This is a genomic window from Fibrella aquatilis (assembly GCF_017353255.1).
GTDB lineage: Bacteria > Bacteroidota > Bacteroidia > Cytophagales > Spirosomataceae > Fibrella > Fibrella aquatilis.
This window is the reverse complement of sequence record NZ_JAFMYU010000034.1, coordinates 24,621-49,417: the sequence shown is the minus strand read 5'-3', so window position 1 is coordinate 49,417 and position 24,797 is coordinate 24,621. Positions and strand designations below refer to the sequence as shown.

22 protein-coding genes and 1 tRNA gene are annotated in these 24,797 nt (G+C 53.4%); 12 read left to right on the top strand and 11 right to left on the bottom strand.

Translation table 11 applies throughout. The annotated features are described in order from the left end of the window. Nucleotides 1-258 precede the first annotated feature (258 nt). Nucleotides 259-1,251 (top strand): leucine-rich repeat domain-containing protein, encoded by a 993-nt coding sequence (locus tag J2I48_RS26710; RefSeq protein WP_207338595.1) that lies wholly within the window; start codon nt 259-261, stop codon nt 1,249-1,251. A gap of 213 nt (nt 1,252-1,464) precedes the next feature. On the opposite strand, the gene J2I48_RS26705 is transcribed toward J2I48_RS26710, so the two are convergent. Further along, nucleotides 1,465-1,929, bottom strand: a complete 465-nt coding sequence (locus J2I48_RS26705; RefSeq protein WP_207338594.1) for an Lrp/AsnC family transcriptional regulator — start codon at nt 1,927-1,929, stop codon at nt 1,465-1,467. Between the two features lie 212 nt (nt 1,930-2,141). On the opposite strand from J2I48_RS26705, the gene J2I48_RS26700 reads away from it, so the two are divergent. After that, nucleotides 2,142-3,092: an NAD-dependent epimerase/dehydratase family protein gene (locus tag J2I48_RS26700; RefSeq protein WP_207338593.1), complete on the top strand. Its 951-nt coding sequence runs from the start codon at nt 2,142-2,144 to the stop codon at nt 3,090-3,092. A gap of 82 nt (nt 3,093-3,174) precedes the next feature. Next, nucleotides 3,175-4,380: a glycine C-acetyltransferase gene (gene kbl, locus J2I48_RS26695; protein ID WP_207338592.1), complete on the top strand. Its 1,206-nt coding sequence runs from the start codon at nt 3,175-3,177 to the stop codon at nt 4,378-4,380. A gap of 241 nt (nt 4,381-4,621) precedes the next feature. On the opposite strand, the gene J2I48_RS26690 is transcribed toward kbl, so the two are convergent. After that, nucleotides 4,622-4,900 (bottom strand): hypothetical protein, encoded by a 279-nt coding sequence (locus tag J2I48_RS26690; RefSeq protein WP_207338591.1) that lies wholly within the window; start codon nt 4,898-4,900, stop codon nt 4,622-4,624. A 128-nt stretch (nt 4,901-5,028) separates the two neighbouring features. Here J2I48_RS26690 and J2I48_RS26685 point away from each other — a divergent pair, with 128 nt between their 5' ends. Further along, nucleotides 5,029-6,663: an NFACT RNA binding domain-containing protein gene (locus J2I48_RS26685; protein ID WP_207338590.1), complete on the top strand. Its 1,635-nt coding sequence runs from the start codon at nt 5,029-5,031 to the stop codon at nt 6,661-6,663. Between the two features lie 103 nt (nt 6,664-6,766). Here the strand turns inward: J2I48_RS26685 and J2I48_RS26680 are convergent, their stop codons facing one another. The 4 genes from J2I48_RS26680 to J2I48_RS26665 form a co-directional block, all read right to left on the bottom strand. Then, nucleotides 6,767-7,993, bottom strand: coding sequence for a glycosyltransferase family 1 protein (locus J2I48_RS26680; protein WP_207338589.1), 1,227 nt, complete (start codon nt 7,991-7,993; stop codon nt 6,767-6,769). 227 nt (nt 7,994-8,220) lie between these two features. Then, nucleotides 8,221-8,643, bottom strand: a complete 423-nt coding sequence (locus tag J2I48_RS26675) for a VOC family protein (RefSeq protein WP_207338588.1) — start codon at nt 8,641-8,643, stop codon at nt 8,221-8,223. A 141-nt stretch (nt 8,644-8,784) separates the two neighbouring features. Further along, nucleotides 8,785-10,782: a M1 family metallopeptidase gene (locus J2I48_RS26670; protein WP_207338587.1), complete on the bottom strand. Its 1,998-nt coding sequence runs from the start codon at nt 10,780-10,782 to the stop codon at nt 8,785-8,787. Further along, entirely contained in the window at nt 10,779-11,198 is a 420-nt protein-coding gene (locus J2I48_RS26665) for a DUF2141 domain-containing protein (RefSeq protein WP_207338586.1), read from the bottom strand. The genes J2I48_RS26670 and J2I48_RS26665 overlap by 4 nt, the downstream gene beginning before the upstream one ends. Nucleotides 11,199-11,261: 63 nt before the next feature. On the opposite strand from J2I48_RS26665, the gene recJ reads away from it, so the two are divergent. Both recJ and lptB read left to right on the top strand, forming a co-directional pair. After that, the gene (recJ, locus tag J2I48_RS26660; protein ID WP_207338585.1) at nt 11,262-13,025 is read left to right on the top strand and encodes a single-stranded-DNA-specific exonuclease RecJ; all 1,764 of its coding nucleotides are present in this window, start codon (nt 11,262-11,264) and stop codon (nt 13,023-13,025) included. Nucleotides 13,026-13,124: 99 nt separating this feature from the next. Continuing rightward, on the top strand, nt 13,125-13,898 hold the full coding sequence (lptB, locus tag J2I48_RS26655) for an LPS export ABC transporter ATP-binding protein (RefSeq protein ID WP_207338584.1): 774 nt from the start codon (nt 13,125-13,127) through the stop codon (nt 13,896-13,898). A 1-nt stretch (nt 13,899) separates the two neighbouring features. Here lptB and recO read toward each other — a convergent pair whose 3' ends face one another. Then, nucleotides 13,900-14,592: a DNA repair protein RecO gene (gene recO, locus J2I48_RS26650; RefSeq protein WP_207338583.1), complete on the bottom strand. Its 693-nt coding sequence runs from the start codon at nt 14,590-14,592 to the stop codon at nt 13,900-13,902. A gap of 121 nt (nt 14,593-14,713) precedes the next feature. Between recO and J2I48_RS26645 the strand changes: the two genes are divergently transcribed. Continuing rightward, nucleotides 14,714-15,253, top strand: coding sequence for a hypothetical protein (locus tag J2I48_RS26645; protein ID WP_207338582.1), 540 nt, complete (start codon nt 14,714-14,716; stop codon nt 15,251-15,253). A gap of 120 nt (nt 15,254-15,373) precedes the next feature. On the opposite strand, the gene J2I48_RS26640 is transcribed toward J2I48_RS26645, so the two are convergent. Continuing rightward, nucleotides 15,374-16,252: an SdiA-regulated domain-containing protein gene (locus J2I48_RS26640; protein ID WP_207338581.1), complete on the bottom strand. Its 879-nt coding sequence runs from the start codon at nt 16,250-16,252 to the stop codon at nt 15,374-15,376. Nucleotides 16,253-16,447: 195 nt separating this feature from the next. Here J2I48_RS26640 and J2I48_RS26635 point away from each other — a divergent pair, with 195 nt between their 5' ends. Beyond that, a complete protein-coding gene (locus J2I48_RS26635) occupies nt 16,448-18,871 on the top strand; it encodes a M1 family metallopeptidase (RefSeq protein ID WP_207338580.1) in 2,424 nt (807 codons plus the stop codon). 75 nt (nt 18,872-18,946) lie between these two features. Here J2I48_RS26635 and J2I48_RS28410 read toward each other — a convergent pair whose 3' ends face one another. The 3 genes from J2I48_RS28410 to J2I48_RS26620 form a co-directional block, all read right to left on the bottom strand. Further along, nucleotides 18,947-19,105 (bottom strand): type II toxin-antitoxin system HicA family toxin, encoded by a 159-nt coding sequence (locus J2I48_RS28410; RefSeq protein ID WP_310587316.1) that lies wholly within the window; start codon nt 19,103-19,105, stop codon nt 18,947-18,949. Between the two features lie 49 nt (nt 19,106-19,154). Beyond that, a complete protein-coding gene (locus tag J2I48_RS26625) occupies nt 19,155-19,430 on the bottom strand; it encodes a type II toxin-antitoxin system HicB family antitoxin (protein WP_207338579.1) in 276 nt (91 codons plus the stop codon). A 79-nt stretch (nt 19,431-19,509) separates the two neighbouring features. Further along, a complete protein-coding gene (locus J2I48_RS26620) occupies nt 19,510-20,028 on the bottom strand; it encodes a protein kinase family protein (protein ID WP_207338578.1) in 519 nt (172 codons plus the stop codon). Nucleotides 20,029-20,145: 117 nt separating this feature from the next. Between J2I48_RS26620 and J2I48_RS26615 the strand changes: the two genes are divergently transcribed. The 4 genes from J2I48_RS26615 to J2I48_RS26600 all read left to right on the top strand — a co-directional run bounded on the left by J2I48_RS26615 (nt 20,146) and on the right by J2I48_RS26600 (nt 24,725). After that, nucleotides 20,146-22,758 (top strand): zinc-dependent metalloprotease, encoded by a 2,613-nt coding sequence (locus J2I48_RS26615; protein WP_207338577.1) that lies wholly within the window; start codon nt 20,146-20,148, stop codon nt 22,756-22,758. A gap of 123 nt (nt 22,759-22,881) precedes the next feature. Beyond that, nucleotides 22,882-22,955: transfer RNA gene (locus J2I48_RS26610), tRNA-Pro, on the top strand. Between the two features lie 87 nt (nt 22,956-23,042). Beyond that, nucleotides 23,043-24,242, top strand: a complete 1,200-nt coding sequence (locus tag J2I48_RS26605; RefSeq protein ID WP_207338576.1) for a tyrosine-type recombinase/integrase — start codon at nt 23,043-23,045, stop codon at nt 24,240-24,242. A 12-nt stretch (nt 24,243-24,254) separates the two neighbouring features. Further along, nucleotides 24,255-24,725 (top strand): hypothetical protein, encoded by a 471-nt coding sequence (locus tag J2I48_RS26600; protein WP_207338575.1) that lies wholly within the window; start codon nt 24,255-24,257, stop codon nt 24,723-24,725. Nucleotides 24,726-24,797: the final 72 nt, after the last annotated feature.

The window sequence follows — 24,797 nt, the reverse complement described above, 5'->3', positions numbered from 1 at the left end:
ATACCTGCCGGTGCGCGTATCCGCACGTTGTGCCCCGCTGGGGCTTAGTTGACTCTAGCATCATCTATTTGCTACCGACGTTACGGCCCGCTGGGCCTAAGCTACCCCACCCGAACAGTTACGAGTAAATGGTAGCATCATCTGGGGAAAGAGCAGCTGTAGACGAGTTTGCACAGTCAAACCGGAAGGGCGTATATTTATGAGTGGATTAGCTGCTAATACTTAGGACAATTCTTAAATCAAATAATCTGTATTGATATGCTTAAATTTGTTCAATTTGATAATTTTCAATTAGTGGAGTTGCCATATTTAAAAGATGAATTAGGCGCAACCGAAAATCCATGTGTTTTTACAGATAAATCAGGGGAAGTTATTTCTATTGAAATCAATGATTTGGATGTAGAAACGTTACAACCTTTATCAAAATTTAAACACCTCCAAAAGTTAACATTGCCTCTCTTTCCGAAGAGGAATTTTTCACTTGACTTTATTGCTAAACTAGTAAATTTAAAACAGTTAACAATTAGTCATAGTGAGATTACTGATATTGAGCCACTAAAATTTTGTACTAAAATTGAAGCATTGTATCTAAATAATAATAAAATTGAAAACATAAATCCATTGTCAAATTTATTTTCTCTTCACACACTTTTTATAAATTATAATAAAGTATCCGATTTGCAGCCGCTTGCGTTACTTAGTAATTTATTGCTATTTGTTGCTAGTAATAACATGATAGAGGATACAAATGCCTTGAAGGATTTGATTAATTTAGAAAACGTTGATTTAAGTAATAATTTAATTAGAGACATTAGTCCTATGAGATATTTGAGAAAAATTACTGACCTGAATTTAAGTGAAAATAAAATTGAAAATATTGACTCTATTGGTTACATGAAAAATTTAGAGGATTTGAGACTATATTATAATTTGATTGAAGACATTCGAGGATTGACTAATTTAACGAAGCTTAGAAATCTGGGTATGACAGGTAACAGAATAAAAAACATACAGCCTGCTGGTAGCTTAATATCTATCGAAAATATGGGATTCGCGGCTAATGAAATAGAAATCATACCTAATTTCGACAAACTTGTAAATCTTAAAAATTTGTATTTAAGTCACAATAAAATTTCTAATATTGACCAAATAGCAAGTATTCATAATCTTGACTACCTAACCTTGCAAGAAAACAATATTGAAAACGTTGACATTTTATCGAATAACTCTATAAAGAATTTGATTTTTTAATTATTTTAGAAATGGACAATATTTGAACAAAACAAAAACAGCGGTAACCAACATGTGCTTATGGCAAGTAAGGCAGATGTAAGTAATGGATCTGTGTTGGCCTAAAATTCATAATGTCTACTCTGACCATAGTGGGGTATGTCCTTATATTTTATAATCCGAAACTTCTAATTAGTCCAGCGATCCGGCTACGCGGCCAACAGGCTCCCCTTCCTAAGCAATATGATATCCCAAATCGTGCTTAATTTCTTTCAGGACGAAGGTACTGTTGAGGACGCCGATGTTTTCGATTTGGGATAGCTTGTTTTTGACGAAATCGTGGTACTCGCCGAGGCTGCCGACGTGGATTTTTAGGAGAAAATCGACCTGCCCGGCCATGTGGTAACACTCCTGCACCTCTTCCAGCTTCTGCACCTCCTCCTCAAACTTATTGATGAACGCCTTGTCGTGGTAGCGCATGGACACCTGGCAAAACGCCATGATCGATTGGCCGAGCATGGCTTTGTCCAGCACGGCCACGTACTGCTTGATGTAGCCCAAGTTTTCCAGTCGCCGGATGCGCTCGTAGATGGGGGAGAGAGTAAGGTTTAGTTGGGCGGCAAGCTCTTTGGTGGTGAGCTTGGCGTCGGCCTGAAGCAGGCGTAACAAGCGCTTGTCGATGTCGTCTAGTGCATCCATGCCGAAAAATTTTCTACCGGGTGATTTCGTGTAAAAGCAATACCGTAGTATTTGTGGCTAAAGTAGCGAATCGGCGGAATATTTACGGTCTGTGGCCAAAAATCGTCGGTTGTTCGTTGTATAGATACCTTTGTGCCGGAAATAAGTAGTGCGCCAAAACGCCCGTTTATGACCGGAATAGAGCCTATTTTCAACGGAATCATCAACCCACTATGCAACGGGACACGGTATTGATTATTGGAGCCAACGGGCAAATTGGTACCGCGCTGCTGCCCCTTTTGCAGGACCAATTTGGCACCGACAACGTGATTGCCTCCGACCTGCAGAAGCCCGACCATGCCACGGGGCCATTCGAGGTATTGGACGCCACCAACCCCGATGCCCTTACTGATTTAGTGCGTCGGCATAAGGTCACGCAGATTTACCACCTCGCGGCGGTGCTGTCGGCGAAGGGCGAGAGCGACCCGCTTTGGGCCTGGGATTTGAACATGAAAGCCCTGCTCAACGTGCTGGAAGTGTCGCGGTTGCAACAGCTGCGCAAGGTGTTCGTGCCGAGTTCCATTGCCGTTTTCGGCGACGATGCTCTCCGGAATAACACGCCGCAAAACAGCGTGCTGAAACCCAGCACGGTCTATGGCATTAGTAAAGTAGCTGCCGAAAACTGGCTGGCTTATTACCACAAACGGTATGGCCTCGACGTGCGGTCGCTGCGATATCCGGGCGTGATTAGCTACCAGTCGATGCCCGGCGGCGGCACCACCGACTATGCCGTGGCCATTTTCCACGAAGCCATCCAGGGCCACGCGTTCGACTGTTTTCTGGCCGAAGACACGCGCCTGCCCATGATCTATATGGACGATGCTCTCCGCGCTACGATGGAACTGATGAACGCCCCAGAGGACAGCATCAGCGTGCGGACATCGTACAACCTGGCGGGCATGAGTTTCACCCCTGCGGAATTGACCGCCGCTATTCAACGTTATTTGCCTGAACTAACGGTGAACTACAAACCCGATTTTCGGCAGGCCATCGCCGAATCGTGGCCCATGAGCATCGACGATTCTGTTGCCCGCCGCGACTGGGGCTGGCAGCCCGGATTTGATTTATCGCGGATGACCGAAGAGATGATTAACCAATTATCAGTAGTGTATCAACCAGCTTAAGTACCACGGACTTCAGTCCGTAAATAGATCATTGTCAGAATTTTACGGACTGAAGTCTGTGGTACGTAAAACATAAACTAGTATGTACGGAGCTATTAAAGACCAGCTGCAAGAAGAGCTAAGCGGCATTAAAGAGGCCGGTTTGTACAAGACCGAACGCATCATTGTCACGCCACAGTCGTCGGTGATTGCGGTGAAAGACGGGCGCGAAGTGCTCAACTTCTGCGCTAATAACTACCTCGGTCTGTCGTCGGACCCGGCGGTTATTCAGGCGGCGCATGATACGCTCGATAGCCACGGTTTTGGCATGTCGAGTGTGCGGTTTATTTGCGGCACGCAGGATATTCACAAGGAACTGGAGCAGCGCACCGCCGAATTTGTCGGGGCCGAAGACTGCATCCTCTACGCGGCGGCGTTTGATGCCAACGGGGGGGTGTTTGAACCCCTGCTGAACGAAAACGACGCGGTCATTTCCGACGAAATGAACCACGCCTCCATCATCGACGGTATCCGGCTGTGCAAGGCGAAGCGATTCCGCTACAAGCACAACAACATGGCCGATTTGGAAACGCAGCTTCAGGCAGCAGCCGGTTCGCGCCGTATCCTGATCGTAACTGACGGGGTGTTCTCAATGGACGGCACCATTGCCCAACTCGACAAAATCTGTGACCTCGCCGATCAATACAACGCCATGGTGATGGTGGACGAATGCCACGCCAGTGGTTTCGTGGGCAGGACCGGCCGCGGTACGCCGGAGTTTCGGAATGTGCTGGGTCGCATCGACATCATCACGGGCACTTACGGCAAGGCCCTGGGTGGCGCGTCGGGTGGGTTTACGGCGGCGCGGAAAGAGATCGTAGACCTGCTCCGGCAGCGTTCGCGGCCTTATCTGTTTTCGAACACCCTGGCCCCGGCCATTGTGGGCGCGTCGCTGAAGGTGCTGGATATGCTGCAAGGCTCAACCGCCCTGCGCGACAAGCTGGAAAACAACACCCGCTATTTCCGCGAGGCCATGACCGCCGCCGGTTTCGACATTCTTCCCGGCGAACACCCGATTGTGCCCATCATGCTCTACGACGCCAAACTGGCACAAACCTTCGCCGCCAAACTGCTCGATGAGGGTATCTACGTGATTGGTTTCTTCTATCCCGTGGTGCCGCAGGGCAAAGCGCGCATCCGGGTGCAGATTTCGGCCAGTCACGAGCCAGAGCACCTCGAAAAAGCCGTTGCCGCCTTCACCAAAATAGGGCAGGAGCTAGGCGCTATCAAGCAGGAAGTAGAAGCGTAATGTATTGGTTGTCAACAAGTAAGCCCCGCCCTGAGTGAATCAGGGCGGGGCTTGTTTGTGCGTATGGTGTGTGGCTTCGCGCTCTAGGCCCCGCGGCGGCGGACCGTCTCGACTGCGCTCGGGGTGACAGGATAATAACCAACTATCCTAAGTTGATTCAAGGTGGTTGTCACCCCGAGCGCAGTCGAGACGGTCCGCCGCCGCGGGGCCTAAAGCGCGAAGCCATACACGACCATATCCTTTACTTCTTCGATTCAGCGTTTGAATCGCTACCTGAACCGGTGGCATTACCCGAATGACCATGCCCGCCACGCTCGTCGGCGAGTTCAGTTTTGGTTTTACCACCCGGCGTTTGCTGACGGCCCTGCGGTGAATGGTCATCCTCTTCGCTTTGCTTGCTGCTGTGCTTGCCGCGTGATGTTTTGCCCTGCTTTTCATCGGGCAGGTTCGTGTTCAATTCGTGCTTCTTGGTGTCGTCGGCAGTATCGCGGACGGTCGGTTGCGTGGTTTGCTTGCTCATGTTGAGTGTCTTTAATGTACATTACGGTCCGCCGCTGCGGTTCATTATACATTGTACATTAAACCCCCTTCCCGCCGGGTTGTTTACCTTTACCGAGGCAGTTGCCCTATGGCTGGCCAGCCTTTTCCATGCACACCAACTATTATTTCTTGCGGCAGGTGGCCCCTGCGCTTCAGGAGCGGCTGCGGGGGCTGTTTTTCGTAGACTGTTTCAGTCAGGACCGCGACGAGGTGGTGCTGGTGTTTGCGCAGGCACGGGGCAAAATCAACTACTACAAACCGTTTTTCATCAAGGCGTCGCTCCGCCCCGAATTCTCCGGCCTGCTCTTTGCCGACGACGTGCGCCGGGCACGCACCAACAGCGTCGATTTGTTCGAGGCGCTCACGTCGGGTGAGTCGGAAGAGGTTGATGAAACAGGTGAGAAAGTGGCCGAGCAGCCTGGAAAAGCCGTTTTGGGGGTGCGCTCATTTTTGAATGAGCGTTGTCTGGCTATTGATCTGACCGACGGCTACACGCTGCTGTTCAAATTTTTCGGCAACCGGCCTAACCTACTGGCGTTTCACGAAAACACCGTTGTTGAACTGTTCAACCACAAGCTGGCAGGCGATGTTAACCTGCGCCTCGACACGCTCGACCGGCCCATCGATCAGTCGGAGGCGGTGTATGAGGCGGCGGGCGGCGACTACCGAAAGCTGTTTCCTACGTTTGGTAAGGTGGTGCGGGCTTATGTGAATCAACGCGCTGAACAAGCCGGAAAACCTGTAGACTGGCCTCTGTTGCAAAGCGTGGTGGCCGAGTTAGAGCACCCAAGCTATAACCTTGTACGGTTTGAGCACAAGCCCGAACTGAGCCTGGTGCCCATAAGCGAACCGCTGCGCACGTATGCCGAGCCGCTGGAGGCATCGAGCAGTTTTTATATTTCGTATAATGGGCAAAACAACGTCGAGCGGGAGCGGGGCGAGGTGCTGCGGCTGCTAGACAAACGCCTGAAACGGGCGCAGGCGCAACTCGACGCCAACCTGCAACGGCTCATCAGTCGCGACGAAGGGCCTAGCCACGAAGAGTTGGGCAACTTGCTCATGGCCAACCTCCACACTATCGACGTGCGGCCCGGCGGACGATCACCGGAGACGATTACGGTGGCCGATTTTTACCGGAACGACAAGCCCGTGACCATCCGCCTCAAGCCCGAATTATCGCCGCAGCGCAACGCCGAAATGTACTATCGGAAGTCGAAAAATGAGCGAATCGAGGTGGACCATATCCACGAGCAGATTGCGATGCGCGAGACCGAAATAGCCCAAATCAAAGCCGACAGGGCCGTTATTGAACCCATACAGTCGTTGAAGGAACTGCGCAAGTACATCAAGCAACATACTCTGCTCGACGTTGCGACTACGACTGACCCGACCGAATTATTCAAAGAGGTAATCTATGAAGGCTTCACGATCCGGATTGGTAAAAACGCCAAAAACAACGACCTACTCACTCAGCGTTACACCTATAAAGACGACCTGTGGCTTCACGCCCGCGACGTATCAGGATCGCATGTGGTGATCAAATACCGGGCGGGTAAGCCCTTTCCAAAAACCGTTATCGAACGCGCCGCCGAACTGGCCGCCTGGAACTCGAAACGCCGCACCGACAGCCTTTGCCCGGTGATTGTGACACCCAGAAAATTTGTCCGCAAGCCAAAGGGACTGGCTGAAGGCCAAGTAGTTATAGAGAAAGAGGATGTGGTGCTGGTGGTGCCGAAGGGGTAAATGATTTACGATGTATGACTTACGAATTACGATTTTTGCTGACGCCAGAGCATCATTCGCTGGCGTCAGCAAAAATCGTAATTCGTAAGTCGTACATCGTAAATCATTTCACTATCTCCTCGCTCATCTTCCCCCAGGTGATATCCCACGAGTTTTCGGCCAGGAACTTGTCGATGGCGTTCCAGTCGGTGGGGTGTTCGCCGTTTAGCGCTTTTTCAATGGCTTCGATAAACGCATCGGCGGTGGCAGCAATCTGGGTGAAGCCTTTTTCGCCGTAGGTGCGCACTACGTCGCGGATGGGCGTAGACACTGTTGGCAAACCTGCTGCCAGGTATTCAGGCGTTTTGGTTGGGCTAATAAACCGCGTCGATTCGTTAAGCGCGAAGGGCAGCATCGCCACATCCCAGCCGCTAAAGTAGGCAGGCAGCTCTTTGTATGACTTCATGCCCAGGTAATGCACGTTATCGCCTTTAGGCAGGGTAGCCGGGTCGATCTTTACTACGGGACCGATGATAACAAACTGCCATTCGGGGCGACGCTGAGCTATTTCGCGCAGCAGTTGCACATCAAACCGCTCATCGACCACTCCCGAAAAACCGATACGTGGGTGGGCAATATGCGCCTGATCTGTGGGGTCGGCCTGGCGTCGGCGGGCTGTTGAAAAGTGAGCAAAGTCAATGCTGCTCGGAAAGGCATGGACGTTAGCGTGACGGTTGCGCTTGGCTTCATAAAGACTATACCCACCCGTGAACACTTGGTTAGCCCGCGAAATCAGTTTCGATTCCAGATCAATTAATTCGCGCGGCGCACCTAAAAACGCCGACAACTCATCCATGCAGTCATAGACGGTGCGGGTGGGCATAAGGTGGTCGCTAAACATAAGCGCCATGGGCGTGTAGTACCAACTGACGAACTCAGTTATACGCTCAGATTCAATAAGTTGATCGATCATCCGGCGCTGATAGGCCAGCACCTCTTCAAACGGTGTACCGTGAGGAATGTGCGGCACCAACACCGTCAGGTTATCGCCTTCCGACCTTACTTCTACCCGTAGCTCATTACCCCAGATAGGCTCTTCCAGAAACCACACGTTCACGCCCTGGCTGGCGCGGCTCATGAGGTGCTGAGGGCGCTGATACACGAAATTCCAGCGCAGGTGCGAAAAGCAAAGTAGATGTTCGGGCAGGTTGCTCTCGGCAGAAACAAGCTGTGTGGGATGAACGGGCTGTTTGACGGCCACCGGCACACGCTTTGTCCCTAGGGAAGACGCATTGGTTTCGATGCTGGCCGACGAGTCGGCGGAGGAGGCTGTGTAGTCACTGAACTTCATGAAAAAAGGACGTTGAGACGGTTAACAAAAGGTCAATTCCGTTATTTAGGGACAAGATCAGTCTACCGAGAAGCGTGCGAGGCTACCTAGCTGGGAATGCTTACCTAAAAACTCGTTGATATAAATGCCTGACTGGCTGTATATGATCACATAACAATGAAACGACACATATTGTTAACCTGACCCAACAGCAACTTAGGGAATGGCCCTTTTACATTAGGTACTGCCTACTTTTTCTCGTTCAACTCCCACAGGTAGCCGTCGGGGTCAGAGAAGTAGATTTGGGTGACGCCGTCGAAGCGTACTTGCTTATGAAAGGGAATATTTTTGGCCGTCAGAAAGGCTTCAGACTTGGCAATGTCGGCCACGAACAGGGCGAGGTGACTACCGTTTTTGTCGTGATTAATCTGTGCTGTCCGCCCCGATAGCAGGTGGATCATCTGCCCGTTATTCATGTCGAACCAGGCGCGGGTGGCCTTCAGGTTGTCGGGCACGGGAATGGGTTTGAGGCCCATCACGTCGCGGAAAAAGGCGGCGCTGGTAGGGATGTCTTTCACATGCAGGGCCACGTGGTTGTGCCCCGTAATGCCCAGACCAGCCTGAGCTACAGCGAGTTGTGAAATAAGCAGGAGAGGAAGGAGGAAGCGCATAACAAGGTTCAATGTTTAACGTCTAAGCGGTCCGCCGCTGCGGGTCTAAAGTTGCTTCACGCACGGCATATCTAGTGCGCGAAGCAACTTTAGACCCGCAGCGGCGGACCGCTTAGACGTTAAACATTGAACCCTCCTTTTCTACTTCACCAGCACCGATGTGCTCTGCGTACCGTCGGGGGTTTGGAGGCGAAGTATGTAGGTGCCGGTGGCGAGTTGGCGGATTGGGACGGTTCGTTTTTGGGCACCCGCCGCCGCGTTGGTCTCAGACTGGGTGGCCACCGTTTGTCCTAGTGTGTTCACCAGCGAGAGCGTCAGCGGACCCGCCGTTTGGATATTGAAGGTGACCGTAAGCTGGTCGTGGCTGGGGTTAGGATACACCTGCAAGGCATCGGGCGTGGGTTCGGTGGCCAATATGGGTGTGGGACCAACGGGCGGCGCTTCAGACGTGGCTGTCTTCAGAATCCAGTTGTCGGGGTCAAGGAGTACACCCGTGACTGGTCCGCTGCCTGTGACAGTGAAGGACTGCACATCCTGGTTGTTAAGGATCGTGATCGTCTGGTTGCCCGCCGCCGACTGCACCGTCACCTGAATGGGCATTGTAAACGACGCAGGGTTGGTATTGGTGGCCTGGCTGATACGCAAAACCGCCTGGTTGGTGTTGGCAATGGGCGCTACCGAATAGGTGTAGCGGGAGTAACCTGCCCCGTAGACCCACTCCTTGAAAAAGTAGTTGAGATCCTTGCCCGATGCCTGTTCCATCACGCGCTGGTAGTCTTCTGTCACGGCGGTGCTATAGGCTGCTGGCGAGGCCACGTAGGCTTTCATACCCCTGAAAAACGTGCTGTCACCCAATACGCCGCGCAGCATGTGCAGCACCCAGGCCCCTTTGCAGTAGGTCCGGTTATAATCGAAAATGGCACCGACGCTGCTTACGTTTTGGGCATATAATGTACCGGAGGCTGCTTTTGCCCGCGTGGCAAAGGTGTTGTTCATGTAGCTCTGGTAGGTTGTCTTGCCCCCAATGGCCTCCTGGTAAATGGCCTCGCCGTAGGAGGCAAAGCCTTCGTTGAGCCAGATATTTTGCCAGTCGCGGCAGGTGATCTTGTCGCCAAACCACTGGTGCATTAACTCGTGCGACACCACGTTCTTGTCGAGCAGGGCGTTTCGGTCCATCGACGAAATGGTCTGGTGTTCCATGCCGCCCTGGTTCTTGCCAAATTCAGCATGGCCATATTTTTCGCGGAAGAACGGGTACAGGCCAAACTTGTCGGAGAAGACCTTGATCATGTTGTTGGTCTCGTCGATAACAGGCTTGGCAACGGCCAGGTCTTCGGGGAAGACGTAGTGTGTCACGGGCATGGTCTGGCCCTGGTAGGTCAGCGGCGTGTCGTACTGGCTATAGTTGGTGCAGGCAATGGAGATCAGGTACTGCGCAATGGGATAGCTGTTTTTCCAGGCGTAGGTCTTCGTGCCGTCGATGTTGTTGGTCACGCGCTGCAACAGGCCGTTCGAGACTGACACAAACGTGGGCGGGGCCGTAATACTCACCGCCGACGAGTCGGCTTTGTCGGCGGGGGTGTCTTTGCACGGAAACCAGTCGGAGGCTCCATAGGGTTCGCTGAGGCTGTAGATCAGCTGGTCGGCGGTGTTATCGTGGGTGGTAAACGCGAAGGCGCCGTCGGCGCTCACGGGCAGGCCCTGGTAATACACCAACAGGCGCTGGGTTTGCCCCACGGCCAGTGTCTGCGGGAGGGTTATCGTGAGGCGATTGCTTACGTGCGAGAACACCAGACGCCCGTTGCCGACCTTTACCGAGTCGACGCGCAGGGCCGAGTTGAGGTCCAGGAAAAGGCTGCTCAGGCTCGCGCTGGCGGGTTTGAACGCCACCGTGGCCACCCCGCGCAGGTATTTGGGTATGTAGGTCAGGTTGAGGTTCAGCCCGTAGTAGGTCACGTCGATGCTGGGGTCTCCCGCCGACTGGACGTCTGGTGCTAATTGCCGGGCTTGCTGCGGGTTGAACCGCCCCGGCTGCCCGAAAAAACGGGCTTTACCCTGGGCACAAACCTCACCCCCTGTCTGCGCTAACGCATTAACACAGAGACAGCAGGCTATCGAGAAAAGAAAAACGTGTTTCATTTAAGTTGAATATGTATCACTTTGTTGTCGTGGCCAATGACCACTTTGCAGTCGGCAAAACTGGGAGCCGACATACGTGGGCGAACATTATTACTAAAGCCATAAGGCTCTTTGGGAATGCCAAGTAGCCGGGTGTCCAGTTTTCCGTTACTATTTATATCATGGTAGGCGGCCAGGGCATACTCACCAGGTTCAACGGCAAAGACGAGTTGTACGCTGCCTTTGGTTGCCGCAATCATACGCGTGTCGAAAGGCTTGGCTTTGTCAGGAAAACCAGCCGACGGTTTAAATAAGCCTAGTTGAATGCGCCCTTCGTTGTCGCGGATGTTGCGGATCTCTACGGTAAGAGTGGCTTTATTAGGTGGGTTGGGTGCCGGACGTGGTAAGGCTAATAAAGCGGCCAGGAAAATAGACATAAGCGAAACTGTTTTGGAAGAAACGAAATTAACTTGCGTACTGATGCTTTGTTCACCCGCCGCATGATTACGCAACCCGTACCACCCTCGAAACGCTGGCTCTTCAAGCCCTTTCCCGACCAAGCCGACGAGCAACAGGCCGTGGCTGATCTGGTACAGGTGCTCAATATCAGTCCGTTTCTGGCGTCGTTGTTAGTGCAGCGGGGGGTATATACGTTCGACGAGGCCCGCTACTTTTTTCGGCCCGAACTAACCCACCTGCACGATCCTTTTCAGATGCGCGACATGGACCGGGCCGTGGATCGGATTACGCGGGCCATGCAACAGGATGAAAAGATACTTATTTACGGCGACTATGACGTAGACGGCACCACGTCGGTGTCGCTGATGTACGGCTTCCTGCGCACCCATTACGAACACCTCGATCATTATATTCCCGACCGCTATAAAGAAGGTTACGGCATCTCGAAGGCGGGTGTTCAATACGCCGCCGACAACGGGTTTACCCTGATTATTGCCCTCGACTGCGGTATCAAATCCATCGACCGTGTAGCCGAAGCCAGTGCCCTTGGCATCGATTTCATCATCTGTGACCACCACCGTCCAGGCGACGTGCTGCCCGCCGCCGTGGCCGTGCTTGACCCAAAACGGGCTGACTGTCAGTATCCTTACAAAGAGCTGACGGGCTGCGGCGTGGGCTTCAAGTTGCTTCAGGCCCTGTGCCAGCGCTGGAACCTACCCACCAACGGCCTCTGGGCTTACCTCGACTTGGTAGTGGTGAGCATTGCCTGCGACATTGTACCTATCACGGGCGAAAACCGGGCCTTGGCCTATTACGGCCTCAAGCGCCTTAACACCGAACCCCGCACGGGTTTTCAGGCCCTCATGCGCGTGGCCGGGTTCATGCGCGACGACGAAATTTGCCCCCACAAAGACAAACACCTCGACATTGGCAACGTGGTGTTTGGGTTGGGGCCGCGCATCAACGCCGCCGGGCGTATTAAACACGCCCGCGATGCCGTGAACCTGCTCCTGGCCGAGACCTTCGACGAGGCTGAAGAGTTTGCTTACTTCCTCCACGCCCACAACAAAGACCGGCAGGATCTGGACAAGGGCATGACCGAACAGGCGCTGGACATGATTCGGCGCAACGACCTGTTAATTAATGCTAAATCGACGGTGTTGTACGACGCTTCGTGGCACAAAGGCGTTATTGGCATAGTGGCTTCGCGGTGTATTGAACAGTTCTACCGACCCACCATCATCCTGACCCAGTCTAACGACAAGGCGGCGGGGTCGGCGCGGTCAGTGGCGGGGTTCGATGTCTACGAGGCCATTGAAGAATGCGCCGATTTGCTGGAGCAGTTTGGTGGGCACACCTTCGCGGCGGGCCTGACCATGCCGATTGAAAACGTCGACGCCTTCCGCGAAAAGTTTGAGCGCGTGGTGTCGGAAAAGATTTTGGACGAATACCTCATTCCCCGCGTGGAGGTAGACTTGCCGCTCGATTTCAGCGAGATCAACGACAAATTCTACCGGGTCATGAGGCAGATGTCGCCATTTGGGCCGCACAACCTGGCACCGGTTTTCTGCACGGAAGACGTGGTGCTGGTGGGCGAACCGATGCTGATGAAAGAGAAGCATGTCAAGTTCACCTGTCGGCAGCGGCGGTCGGGACATCAGTTTACGGCGGTGGGGTTCGGCCTGGGTGCCTGGGCCGACCACCTCCGCCCCGACGAACCGTTTTCGATTTGTTATAACCTGGAGATGAACCACTTCAACAACCGCTCAACCATGCAGTTGTATTTGAAAGACATAAAGATTTAAGGAGCCGCTGTTCGCCAAGCTGAAGCATGGCGTTCAACTGTTCAGGCCCGGAGGTTGAACGCCATGCTTCAGCTTGGCGAACAGCCCTACACTACATACATGATTCTCAGAACCGAACATTTAGTGAAGAAATACGGCAGTCGGCTGGTCAACAACGACGTGTCGTATCAGGTGGCGCAGGGCGAAATTGTGGGGCTGCTGGGGCCGAACGGCGCGGGCAAAACCACCTCGTTCTACATGGCCGTGGGCCTGGTGAAGCCCAACAGCGGCAAAGTCTTCATCGACAATGCCGACATCACCGACCAGCCCATGTACAAGCGTGCCCGGCTGGGATTAGGCTACCTGGCGCAGGAGGCCTCTATTTTTCGCGACCTCACGGTGGAAGAAAACATCCTGGCCGTGCTGGAAATGACGGGCAAATCGAAGGCTGAGCAACGGGCGAAGTGTGAAGAACTGATTGCCGAATTTAACCTCGGCCACGTGCGGAAAAACAACGGCAAGGTCCTCTCCGGGGGCGAACGTCGCCGCACCGAAATTGCCCGGGCGCTGGCCGTAGACCCCAAATTTATTCTCCTCGACGAACCCTTTGCGGGCGTTGACCCCATTGCTGTGGAGGATATTCAGACCATTGTGGCGCAACTGAAACACCGCAACATTGGCATCCTCATCACCGACCATAACGTCAACGAAACCCTGTCCATCACCGACCGGGCGTACCTACTTTTTGAGGGGAAAATCCTGAAGCAGGGCACCGCCGAAGAACTCGCCAGCGATGAACAAGTCCGCCGCCTGTATCTGGGCCAGAATTTTGAGCTGAAACGCAAGTTTGGTCCACCCGCTCAGCCGCAGATACAGCCCCCGCCAGTGGTGTAATCTACCCCAGCACTTCGCGCAAAACGGCCAGCGATTTAACGTCGCCGAGGTTGTCGAAATGAATACGGTAGTAGCCCACGAGGGCATCGAGCAGGTCGGCACGCTGGGCACGGTTCAGGCGCACGGACGTGCCAATGGGCTGGCTCATGAAGATGTTCAGGGCATCGGTCATCACCTCGTCGGCGAGGAAGGGGAGGGAGCGTTCGCGGAGTTGATTTTCGAACTCGTTGGCGCTTTCGGGGCCGAAGCCCAGGTAGGAAGCCAGTTGCAGCAGAAACGCCAGATGGAAATTTTCGTACTGCTCGGTGGCCTCTTCCAGGTAAACAATAGACGTGAGCAAAAATCGGAATAGGTGCGGGTTGCCTACTTCTTCTTTCAGTGTCTTGCTCAGCACCTCGGTCACAAACAGGGCCAGGCTCGATTTAGCCACCTCAAAGGGGATGTGCTGAAACGGATACGGCGTTTTCACTTCCGACAGCCGGTGCAAATCGCGGTCGTCGCGGTGGTAGACCACCATGTCGAGCAGGGTAAGGGGTTGGAATAGGGCAATCCGGTTGGTTTTGTTTTTGGCCGACCGCACCCCGTTTACGATGTAGCTTTGCAGGCCAAACGCCTCGGTATAGACCCGCACAATAATGGATGATTCGCGGTAACGAATGTAGCTAAGGGCAATTCCTTTGGTTTTATAGAGCATGAACAAACGGGTATATACGGCTACTGAAACAACACCAGAACACCGAAAAAAGTACCGGGCAACAATCCGACCTGACCGCGTGTTTGTGAATGCAGTTGCCACCTACTTTTCACGCAATCTTTTGATACGCACCTGTTTAATTAGCTGGTTAGTAGTGGGTTTGCTAACCACCGCCCACGCCCAGCGTGATACCTCCTTCTACCGGACCACACCCATTCCTACGCACCTGCGGCCTATTGAACGGGCACTGGGATCGTCGTCATTAGGAAGCGTTTATTACTACGGTGGCAAAAAGCTTACCGGTGCTTATTCGCTGGAAGTGCCCTTTTTTGAACTGAACGACCCTATCGTGAACCGCCACTACCGCAACTTCCGAATCTGGAACACAGTGAGCAGGCTTACGGCTCTGGTGCCGCTGGTATACTTCATAGCCCGCACTCGGTCAACGGGATTCAATTCTGGCGAGTACTGGACCATCTACGGCGGTAGCGTGGCCTTGTCCATTGGCACCGTCATTGTGGCCAACACGCAGGTGAATAAGTCTGTAGCCCGGTACAATTCGCTGCTTCGTCAGAACTACCGGGTACAGGTTGGTGCTACCCTTACTCCCCTGCCCACCGGTCTGCCCGCGCTGGGTATAGGTGTAGTGGGGAAATGGTAGAGGGGTGAAAGAGTGAAAGGTGAAAGAGCGAAAGAGTGTTGGCGCCGTTGTCACTCGGCTGGGCGCCCCCGGCTGGAGCCAAGCGACAACGGCGCCAACACTCTTTCGCTCTTTCACCTTTCACTCTTTCACTTTAAACTCCAGCAGGATACCTTTTTTGCCGTCGCCTTCGCTGGAAAGGTAGAGGGTACCGTCAGGCAGGAAACAGATGCCTTCGGGTTGGGACAACAGGTCCTTGTCCAGCTTCACTACCGATTTTACCTTGCCCTGCATGGTGCACACTAGCAACTGATGCGACGCCGCTGAGAGTAGGTAATAGTCGTGCGTCTTAGGGTGTACGGCAATACCCGACGGTTTGAATGGCTTTTTGCTCTCACCAAAAGCGGCAATGTTGGCCTGCTTCAGGATGAAGCCCTGAAATAGCGTCTTGTTCTTCAGGCTGTAGAAATAGATCGTTTTATCGTCGGTGTTGGGGCCGTCTTTGGTGGCCAGTAGCAGCGCGTCGAGTTGCGGGTCATAACCCAGGCCTTCCATGTCATTTTTGCCCGGCAGGTCTATCTTGATGTGCCGCGTTTCGGGGCTGCCACCCAGAATCTTGATGCCGTTGCCGTCTTCATGCTCAAAGGCATACAGCTCGCCATCGCTGCGGAGGGCGTAGAGCGTTTTGTCGACGTACTCCACGCCTTCAAAATCGCCTTTCGGGCCAAAAACGTGGTTGTCAACAACCGCCTGTTTCTTCAGGTCATAGATGTAGACCATGCCTACTTCGTCCTGCACACACGCCAGCCGACCCGGCTTGTAGTAGCTCAACCCCGAAATCTCGCGCAAATCGGCGGGAAGTTTCTGGGACTGTGTGGGGTTGGCAAGGTCATACGGAATAGGTGCGCTGACGGCTGTGGTGGTCGATTGGTCGGCTTCATCGGCCTTCTTTTTGCCGGGTTTGCAGGCTGAAAAAAAGGTAATCAGCAACAGGCTGGCAAGAGTAATTCGGTTAAGCATGTCGGGTTAGTGGTTATGAGGGCTAAAGTAGCCTGATAGATTTATTACACCACTAAATTTTACACTCCGATTACAGGATTTAGCCAGCTGGTAGTTGGTATCCAGACAGGAATCGCGGCGGGCAGGGGGTATAACCGCACCTTGTCCGCTTTTTCTTTATTTTTAAGGTGATTTTTCATTCACAAACTCATTCCTATGCGATACCAAATTGGGTCGGTGCTGGTAATAGCCCTGTCCCTGCTACTCAGCGAACGGGCAGCGGCCCAAACGGCTCCGTCGAACTTCAGCGCCAATGACAAGTTCGAGCAGATGGGACCAGCGCTGCCCACGCCCAATACTTTCCGCACGGCCGCTGGTGCCCCCGGAAAAGATTATTTCCAGAACCGCGCCGACTACGACATTAAGGCTACCCTCGACGATGCCCAGCAGAAAATAATCGGCACCGAGACTGTTACCTACTATAACAACTCGACCGATGAACTGCGCTACATCTGGCTGCAACTCGACCAGAACCTGTTTGCCAAAGGCTCGACCGGCAGCATTACCCGCACAGGCGGCCTGAATGAAAACGGCATGAGCTTTTCGCAGTTGCAAAACCTGACGTCGGTGCGCGAACGCAGTCAACAGCAGGCGAGCGATAAGTTCGGCTATAAGATCACGAAGGTGACCACGGCCGGAAAGAGCGTACAGCCACTGCCCTACACCATCAACGAGACCATGATGCGTATTGACCTGCCTACGCCGCTGAAGCCGGGTGCGTCGTTCTCGTTCAACGTGGACTGGAACTACTTCGTCACGGAATACTACGGTCGTTCGGGCTACGAGAAATTCAAAGATGGTAACAGTAATTATTTCATAGCACACTGGTTTCCAAGGCTTTGTGCTTATAACGACGTCAACGGCTGGCAGAATAAGCAGTTTCTGGGGCAGGGCGAATTCACGCTCATTTTCGGCAACTACAAAGTAGCCATCACCGTACCGAGCGACCACGTGGTAGGCTCGACGGGCGAGTGCCAGAACTACAAGCAGGTGCTTTCGGCCACGCAGCAGCAGCGCCTGGCCAAAGCCGCCACGAGCAAAACGCCCGTCGTGATTGTGACCCAAGACGAAGCCACCGCCGCCGAAAAAGCGCAGCCAGCCGATGTGAAAGGCACCAAAACGTGGGTCTACAAAGCTGATAACGTGCGCGATTTTGCCTTTGCCAGCAGCCGCAAATTCATCTGGGATGCCATGCAAACCGACGTTTATGGCGATGGCCGGAAGATCTGGAGCATGTCGTTCTATTCAAAAGAGGGTAATCCGCTGTGGGGGCAGTATTCAACCCGCGTGGTGGAGCATACGCTGAAGTCATACGGCAACCGGACCATCAAATACCCGTATCCGGTAGCCATCTCGTGCCACGCCACGGCGGGCGGCGGCATGGAATACCCCATGATCTCGTTCAACGGCGGTCGTCCGGAGGCCGATGGTACGTACTCGGAAGGCACCAAAGCAGGCATGATTGGCGTGATTATCCACGAGGTAGGCCACAATTTCTTCCCCATGATTGTGAACTCCGACGAGCGGCAGTGGACCTGGATGGACGAAGGCCTGAACACTTTCTGCCAGTATTTGGCCGAAAAAGAGTGGGACTACAACTTCCCCAGCCGTCGCGGCGAACCCCAGTATATTGTTGATTACATGAAGGCTGATAAATCGGTGCTGTCGCCGATTATGACGTCTTCCGACAATGTCATCAACCTGGGGGCCAATGCCTATGCCAAGCCCGCCACGGCCCTGAACATCCTGCGTGAGACCGTCATGGGCCGCGAACTGTTCGACTATGCGTTTAAAGAATATGCCCGTCGTTGGGCCTTTAAATCGCCCGAACCCGCCGACTTTTTCCGCACGCTGGAAGACGCCTCGGGCGTGGATCTGGACTGGTTCTGGAAAGGCTGGTTCTATGGCGTAGAGCCGGTAGATCAGGATCTGGTAACGGTAAACTGGTATCAGCCCAACAGCCAGGACCCGGAGGTAACTAAGGCCGAAGCCCGCGCCGCCTACCAGCGCCGGATGAACACCGTGTCGAAACAGCGCGACGCCCTGAAGAAAGACGAAACGGTGGTAAACCAAGACACCACGATGATGGATTTCTACAATCGCTACGACCAGTTTGCCGTGACGGATGCCGACCGCAAGAAGTACCAGGATTACCTCGCCACGCTCACCCCCGACGAGCGGGCGGTGCTGGAGTCGAAGCAGAATTTCTACACGCTGACGCTGAAAAACAAAGGCGGTTTGCCCATGCCTGTGATCGTGCGGATGGAGTTTGAAGACGGCACCGACTCAACGGCCCGGTTCCCTGCCGAAATCTGGCGGTTCAACAACAACCAGATTGCTAAGGTGATTGCCACCTCGAAGAAGGTGAAGCAGTGGACGCTGGACCCCTACCAGGAAATCGCCGACGTTGATGCAGAGAACAACTCGTTCCCCCGCACTTCGAAGCCCACGCGGTTCCAGTTGTTCAAGCAGCGCCCCGGCGGTTTTGGTCCGCCCGCAGGCCCCAACCCCATGCAGCAGCAACGGCAGGCCGCGCAAACCCCCGCTCCCCCCGCTAAACAGGGGAGCGGCAAGAATTAAAGCGCTCTTCCTTAGCACAAAAAAAGGCCCCTGGCAGTGCGTCAGGGGCCTTTTTTTGTGCTAAGGAAGAGCGCTTCATCCATTCATTTCGGTGATACTGATCCCTATTTTTTTGATAATCTTAAGCAACAGTCCTTTACCAATGTCTTTGTTACCGTGTACGGGTACTGGCATTGTCTCATTCAGGTCTGGGTTGAAATAGATGTGATGGCTCCCCTTGATACGTTTGAGCACCCAGCCTCTCTTCCATCAGTCTGATTAGGTGTTTAGGTGACTGATTCATTTAAGCCGCTTCGAGTTGGTAGGAAGGATCCGTCGATGACGCGGGTTTGCTGATCGAATACTCAATGATATTTGTGTCGTCGGGAATGGGTAGTCCTTCTGCTTCCAGCACTTCCAGTACACCTTCCAGTGCCTCATTGATGTTGGCCATTACTTCCTCAATAGTCTCACCGTAGGCTACGCAATGCTTCAGGGTTGGGATATCGGCAACGTATCCGCCGTCTTCATCTTTCGTGATAACAACCCTGTATGTTCTATTCGGATTAGCGTTTGACATAGCTGTAAGTGTGTTATTGATTGGTTACTGACAAAAGTAATTCACGCCTTATAACGTGCAAGCAACAGCCGCTGTTCGGTTAACGATTCAAAAAATACGCCTTGAACTGAGCCATTTCGGCTTGTTCGATCTCAATGTATTTGGCGAAAATCGTATCGCCAACCTGACTTTTTAACGCCGAAATGCCTACGTCGATAAGGCGCAAGCCTTGTTCGGTTAGGAGGATGTTATCGAAAGCCAGGCCGTCGAGGTCGGAGGGGCGTTTCAGGTCGCGGTGGACGAAACCACTGGCGTGGAGTTGAGTCAGTTCATCGGCGAAAACGTCGAACCATAGTTCGCGGCGCTCTACTTCGTAGGCCCGGTAGTCGATAGGGCGGATGCGTTCCATCACCAGCATTTCAGCTTGTAGGGATTCATTGTAATCGAGGCGAATAAACCGCACAACCAAGTCATTAATGGTATTGGCAACCTTCATTTTCTCAGCCTCCGAACCAATGTCTGAGCGGGTATCGCCGGTAAAGAGCTTGGCAGCCTCCGTCTCAGACAAGACAATAACCGTGTTCTGGTCACCTGACGAAAGACGAAGGGGGTATTTCATGGAAAAAGGCTTTTAAAGCCTACAATAGCACGTTATCGTGATGAGTAGCCGGGCCTTATTCCGGCGTTTGATGAATGCGTATTCACGCGGCTTCTTTTGTAAAAATAACCTATTTCCATGCATCAACAAGTACTAAAAACCCGGCGCGGCACCTTGCTGCTTGGGCTAACTATGTGCGCGTCGGTCGTGCTGGCGCAGAACCGGCCCACGGCTCCTACGTCGGCTACGACCACCCCACCCGCTGGCACTACGTCGGCTTCACCCACCGCCGCCGGTCCGCCGCGCGTGGCCATCAAACCCTACCGCGAGGTGATTACCAAAGCGGCCAAAACCAGCAAAGGCCTGTTCACAGCCCACCAGATCGACGATAAGTATTACCTCGAAATTGCCGACTCGCTGCTGGGGCGCGAGTTCATGGCCATTACCCGTATCGCCAAAGCCCCCACCGGCGCGGGCTACGGCGGTGAACTGGCCAACCGGCAGGTGCTACGCTGGGAACGTGGCCCTGACAAACGTCTGTTGCTCAGGGTAGTTAGCTACATCAACGTAGGCACCGCCGGGGGCGATACCCTGCCCATTTCGCAGGCCGTGCGCAACTCGAACGTAGAACCCATCGCGGCGGCGTTCGACGTTCGGGCTATCCGCAAAGACTCATCGTCGGTGATTGACGTGACCGATTTCTTCCGGAACGATAACCAGGTAGTGTCGCTCACGCCCACGACCAAGTTCCGCTACCGGATTACAGCAGCGGCGGCGGACCGGTCGTTTATTCAGAGCGTGAAATCGTACCCGATCAATACCGAGGTGCGGGTGGTGCGCACATTTACGGTCAACACCACACCCACACCGCCGTCGCCCACGCCCTCGCCGCTGCCTACGGTGAGCCTGCCGGGCGGCAACGACGCCGGGGCCGTGACGATGGAGATCAACACGTCGATGATTCTGCTGCCGAAAGTACCCATGCGCAAACGCCTGTTCGACAGCCGGGTGGGTTACTTTGCCAACAACTATACCGTCTACGACGACAATTCACAACGTACTGAAGATGAGACCTTTGCAGTGCGGTGGCGGCTGGAGGCTAAAAGTGAAGCCGATGCCGAACGCCAGAAAAAGGGTGAGTTGATTGAGCCGAAAAAGCCCATTGTCTATTACATCGACCCCGCCACGCCGACCAAATGGCGCCCTTTCCTGAAACTGGGTGTGGCCGATTGGCAGAAGGCGTTTGAAAAAGCGGGCTGGAAAAACGCAGTTATCGCCAAAGACTGGGACAATCGAGATACGACTCTAAGCCTGGAAGACGCCCGGTATTCGGTGATCCGCTACTTCGCGTCGGACATTGAAAACGCGTATGGTCCCAACGTCAACGACCCCCGTTCTGGTGAGATCATCGAGAGCCACATTGGTTGGTACCATAACGTGATGAACTTACTGCGGAAGTGGTATGTGGTGCAGGGGGCCGCCGTAGATGCCCGCGCCCGCAAACCCAAATTTGACGATGAGCTGATGGGGCAACTTGTGCGGTTTGTGTCGAGCCATGAGGTAGGCCATACGCTGGGGCTACGCCACAACTTCGGGTCGAGCCACGCCACGCCGGTAGAAAAACTGCGCGACAAGGCGTTTATTGCCCAAAATGGCCATACTGCCTCTATCATGGACTACGCCCGGTTCAACTACGTGGCCCAACCCGAAGACGGCATCACCGATTTGTTTCCGCGCATTGGTACCTACGACATCTGGGCCGTGGAATGGGGCTACAAACCCATCTACGACACCAAAGACGCTACCGCCGACAGGCTGGTACTCAACGAGATGGTGAAAAGCCATGAGAAAGATCCACGCTACTGGTTTGGCACCGAAACCAACCCGATGGACCCCCGTTCGCAGAGCGAAGACCTGGGCGATAACGCCATGAAGGCGAGCGAATATGGGATTAAAAACCTCAAGCGCATCATGCCCAATCTGCCCGAATGGACGCGCGAGGAGGCCGAAGACTATGACAAGTTGCGTGAAATGCACGGCGAGATCGTAGGGCAGTTCCGGCGATACATGGGCCATGTGACCAAATACATTGGCGGCATCTACGAAACCCCCCGCACCTACGACCAAACCGGCCTGACGGTCTATGAACCCACGCCCCGCGCCCTGCAAAAAGAGGCCGTAGCGTTCCTGAACGCACAGTTGTTCCAGACCCCAACCTGGCTGCTCGACCCTAAAATTCTGCCGCTGGTACGTCCCGATCAGGGCGTGGATTATATTCGCACGTTGCAGGAAAACACACTTAACAGCCTCACCGACGTGGGCCGACTGTCGCGGCTGATCGAGACGGGCACGGGCAAGATGGGGCAGGCAACGGCACCGGGATATTCGCTGATCGAGTTCATGACTGATTTGCAGAACGGCATCTTCAGCGAACTTCCCACCGGCAAGCCCGTCGATTTGTTTCGCCGGAATTTGCAGAAGGCCTACGCCGAAAAGCTGATTGCCGTGCTCAACACCCCGGCCTCGGCGGGTGGTGGGGCTACTCCGTTCAGCGGGGCCGGTTTCCGGTTCAATCCCGGCCCGGTTACCGACATCCGCAAATCAGATATTATGTCGGTGGTACGGGGGCAACTGACTGGTTTACAGCGTAGTGTGACCGCCGCCATCCCCCGGCAAACCGACGCCATGAGCCGCTACCACCTCGCCGATTTGCAAGCCCGGATCAAACAGGCGCTGGAGCCGGGGAAATGAATGAATAATGTACAATGAATAATGTACAATGCACAATGACCGTAGCAGTCGGAATATTTGTCTTCCGGGGAGTCATTGTGCATTGTACATTATTCATTGTACATTATCTTTGTATCACCAAAACGGGATGTAGCGCAGTCCGGTAGCGTGCTTGCATGGGGTGCAAGAGGTCGTGGGTTCGAATCCCGCCTTCCCGACAGTAGTAGACCCTGTTTCTCTCGTAGAAACAGGGTTTTTCTATGTTTAACATCATCTCATTAACAGAACGATTAACATTTACCCTAATGGATTGCCAAAAAGGGGCTAATTCCGAGCCAATACCCTATAAACCCTGTCGGCTCTATCACTTCGATTATTCCACCCGCAAGCCGTGGCGTTTGGTCTATTCACAGTGGAACGTGAAGACCGGTCAGCTACACCGCCGACACTTTACGGGATTCAACAATATTCCAGACGTGAAACTCCGACTGAAGGAGGCCCGTCACTGGGAACGGTTCATAAATGAACAGTTAGTATCTGGCAAGGTCTATAACCCTGACCTGACCAAAGCGGCTCCTACCCCCGTGGTTGCTCCGGCCTTGCCAACGTTCGCGGATGACTTCGCCGCGTTTACTGCTGCGAAGTCGGCCACGTTGTCGAGCGACACCATAGACGCGTACAATACGTTTTTTTGGTGGTGGGAACGCTACATGGAACAGGTTAGTATTAACCACCTGCTGACCGTCGAAATCACTCCTGCACTCTGTCAGGGATACCAAGACTTTCTGATTAACCACAACGTAACCGACAAAGAACCGTTGGCTCCTAAAACGATTAATAACTATGTGGGGACATTAAAAGCGGTGCTAAACTATTACTGCAAACCCGCCCGTAAACGGTTTGAGGTAAGCCCCGCCTTGCACGTAGATAACCTACCTGTCGAATCAGAACCCGATGAACCCTTTAGCCCTGAGCAAGCCGCCGCCGTGTTGGCTGAAATCGAAAAACGGGAAGAATGGCAGTTGCTTTTATTCGTGTATCTAATCCATTACACGTTTGCCAGACCGGGTAAGGAAATTCGGTTCTTGCGGGTCAGGGACATTCGGGAACGTACCATAGTGTATAAAGTCTCGAACGTGAAAAGCAACGCCCAAAAGGCCCCGACTATCCCTAAGCCCTTGCTTGAGTTGATAGACCGGTTAGGCATCCGGGACCATGACCCCGAACTGTTCGTTTTCAGTCGTTCCGGCAAGCCCGGCACTAAGGCCGTGGGGAACGTCTACTTTTGGCGCAAACACCGCGCCGTACTGGACCATCTAAATATTGTGGGCAAGTACACGCTGTATTCATGGAAGTATACGGGTAACATTAAACTATTCAACACGGGAATCAATCTCAAGAATATCCAGATGCAGAACGGCCATACGACGCTAAGGACTACTGAGAAGTATCTAAAGAGGTTAGGCCAATTTGTTGATAATGATATTTTTGAAAAGTTTGTCTAACGCGCTCAACGAATGAAAACGCTATTACTTCTGTCCCTTTTGAGCCTGTCAGGCTGTAACGAGATTCGGGAAGCACAGTCTAACCAAGTTCTAACCGCGCCAACTCGTGAGGCCGATCAACCCACCAAGCCCAACAAAAAACAGTTGCGGGCCTACCTGAACCGGGTAACGGCCCGCGTCGCTCAGGCCGACATAAACAGCACATTTGGGGGCATCACTAACGTGTTGATTGAATTAGATAACCCTACGCCGATCACGTTCCACATGGTGGGGGTTAGTGTTACCTACGTGCTGAAAAGTGGGGAAGTGTTCACCACAGAGCCGGTACTATTTACCGACGTTCCGGCCAATGGTAAACTACTTGCCACCGCCCCGAATGCCAGCCGTGGCACACGAGTAGTGGCCAATATCACTGAATACGAATCCGAGCAACTACCGCCAAACCTTAACAAGCGGTTGGGCGTAGGCACGATGATTAACTAGTTGTCTATACAAAGGGGCATAAGAAAGCCCCCACTGGCTACCGATCAGGAACCAGTGGGGGCTTTCTTATGC

Bases quoted from the DNA above. Each gene is read 5' to 3' on its own strand.
- J2I48_RS26680 (WP_207338589.1), bottom strand. From the start codon at position 7,993: ATGAAGTTCAGTGACTACACAGCCTCCTCCGCCGACTCGTCGGCCAGC.
- J2I48_RS26670 (WP_207338587.1), bottom strand. From the start codon at position 10,782: ATGAAACACGTTTTTCTTTTCTCGATAGCCTGCTGTCTCTGTGTTAAT.
- J2I48_RS26625 (WP_207338579.1), bottom strand. From the start codon at position 19,430: ATGTCAAACGCTAATCCGAATAGAACATACAGGGTTGTTATCACGAAA.
- J2I48_RS26705 (WP_207338594.1), bottom strand. From the start codon at position 1,929: ATGGATGCACTAGACGACATCGACAAGCGCTTGTTACGCCTGCTTCAG.
- kbl (WP_207338592.1), top strand. From the start codon at position 3,175: ATGTACGGAGCTATTAAAGACCAGCTGCAAGAAGAGCTAAGCGGCATT.
- J2I48_RS26615 (WP_207338577.1), top strand. From the start codon at position 20,146: ATGCATCAACAAGTACTAAAAACCCGGCGCGGCACCTTGCTGCTTGGG.
- lptB (WP_207338584.1), top strand. From the start codon at position 13,125: ATGATTCTCAGAACCGAACATTTAGTGAAGAAATACGGCAGTCGGCTG.
- J2I48_RS26605 (WP_207338576.1), top strand. From the start codon at position 23,043: ATGGATTGCCAAAAAGGGGCTAATTCCGAGCCAATACCCTATAAACCC.
- recO (WP_207338583.1), bottom strand. From the start codon at position 14,592: ATGCTCTATAAAACCAAAGGAATTGCCCTTAGCTACATTCGTTACCGC.
- J2I48_RS26635 (WP_207338580.1), top strand. From the start codon at position 16,448: ATGCGATACCAAATTGGGTCGGTGCTGGTAATAGCCCTGTCCCTGCTA.
- J2I48_RS26710 (WP_207338595.1), top strand. From the start codon at position 259: ATGCTTAAATTTGTTCAATTTGATAATTTTCAATTAGTGGAGTTGCCA.
- J2I48_RS26675 (WP_207338588.1), bottom strand. From the start codon at position 8,643: ATGCGCTTCCTCCTTCCTCTCCTGCTTATTTCACAACTCGCTGTAGCT.
- J2I48_RS26600 (WP_207338575.1), top strand. From the start codon at position 24,255: ATGAAAACGCTATTACTTCTGTCCCTTTTGAGCCTGTCAGGCTGTAAC.
- J2I48_RS26665 (WP_207338586.1), bottom strand. From the start codon at position 11,198: ATGTCTATTTTCCTGGCCGCTTTATTAGCCTTACCACGTCCGGCACCC.
- J2I48_RS26640 (WP_207338581.1), bottom strand. From the start codon at position 16,252: ATGCTTAACCGAATTACTCTTGCCAGCCTGTTGCTGATTACCTTTTTT.
- J2I48_RS26685 (WP_207338590.1), top strand. From the start codon at position 5,029: ATGCACACCAACTATTATTTCTTGCGGCAGGTGGCCCCTGCGCTTCAG.
- J2I48_RS26620 (WP_207338578.1), bottom strand. From the start codon at position 20,028: ATGAAATACCCCCTTCGTCTTTCGTCAGGTGACCAGAACACGGTTATT.
- J2I48_RS26700 (WP_207338593.1), top strand. From the start codon at position 2,142: ATGCAACGGGACACGGTATTGATTATTGGAGCCAACGGGCAAATTGGT.
- recJ (WP_207338585.1), top strand. From the start codon at position 11,262: ATGATTACGCAACCCGTACCACCCTCGAAACGCTGGCTCTTCAAGCCC.
- J2I48_RS26690 (WP_207338591.1), bottom strand. From the start codon at position 4,900: ATGAGCAAGCAAACCACGCAACCGACCGTCCGCGATACTGCCGACGAC.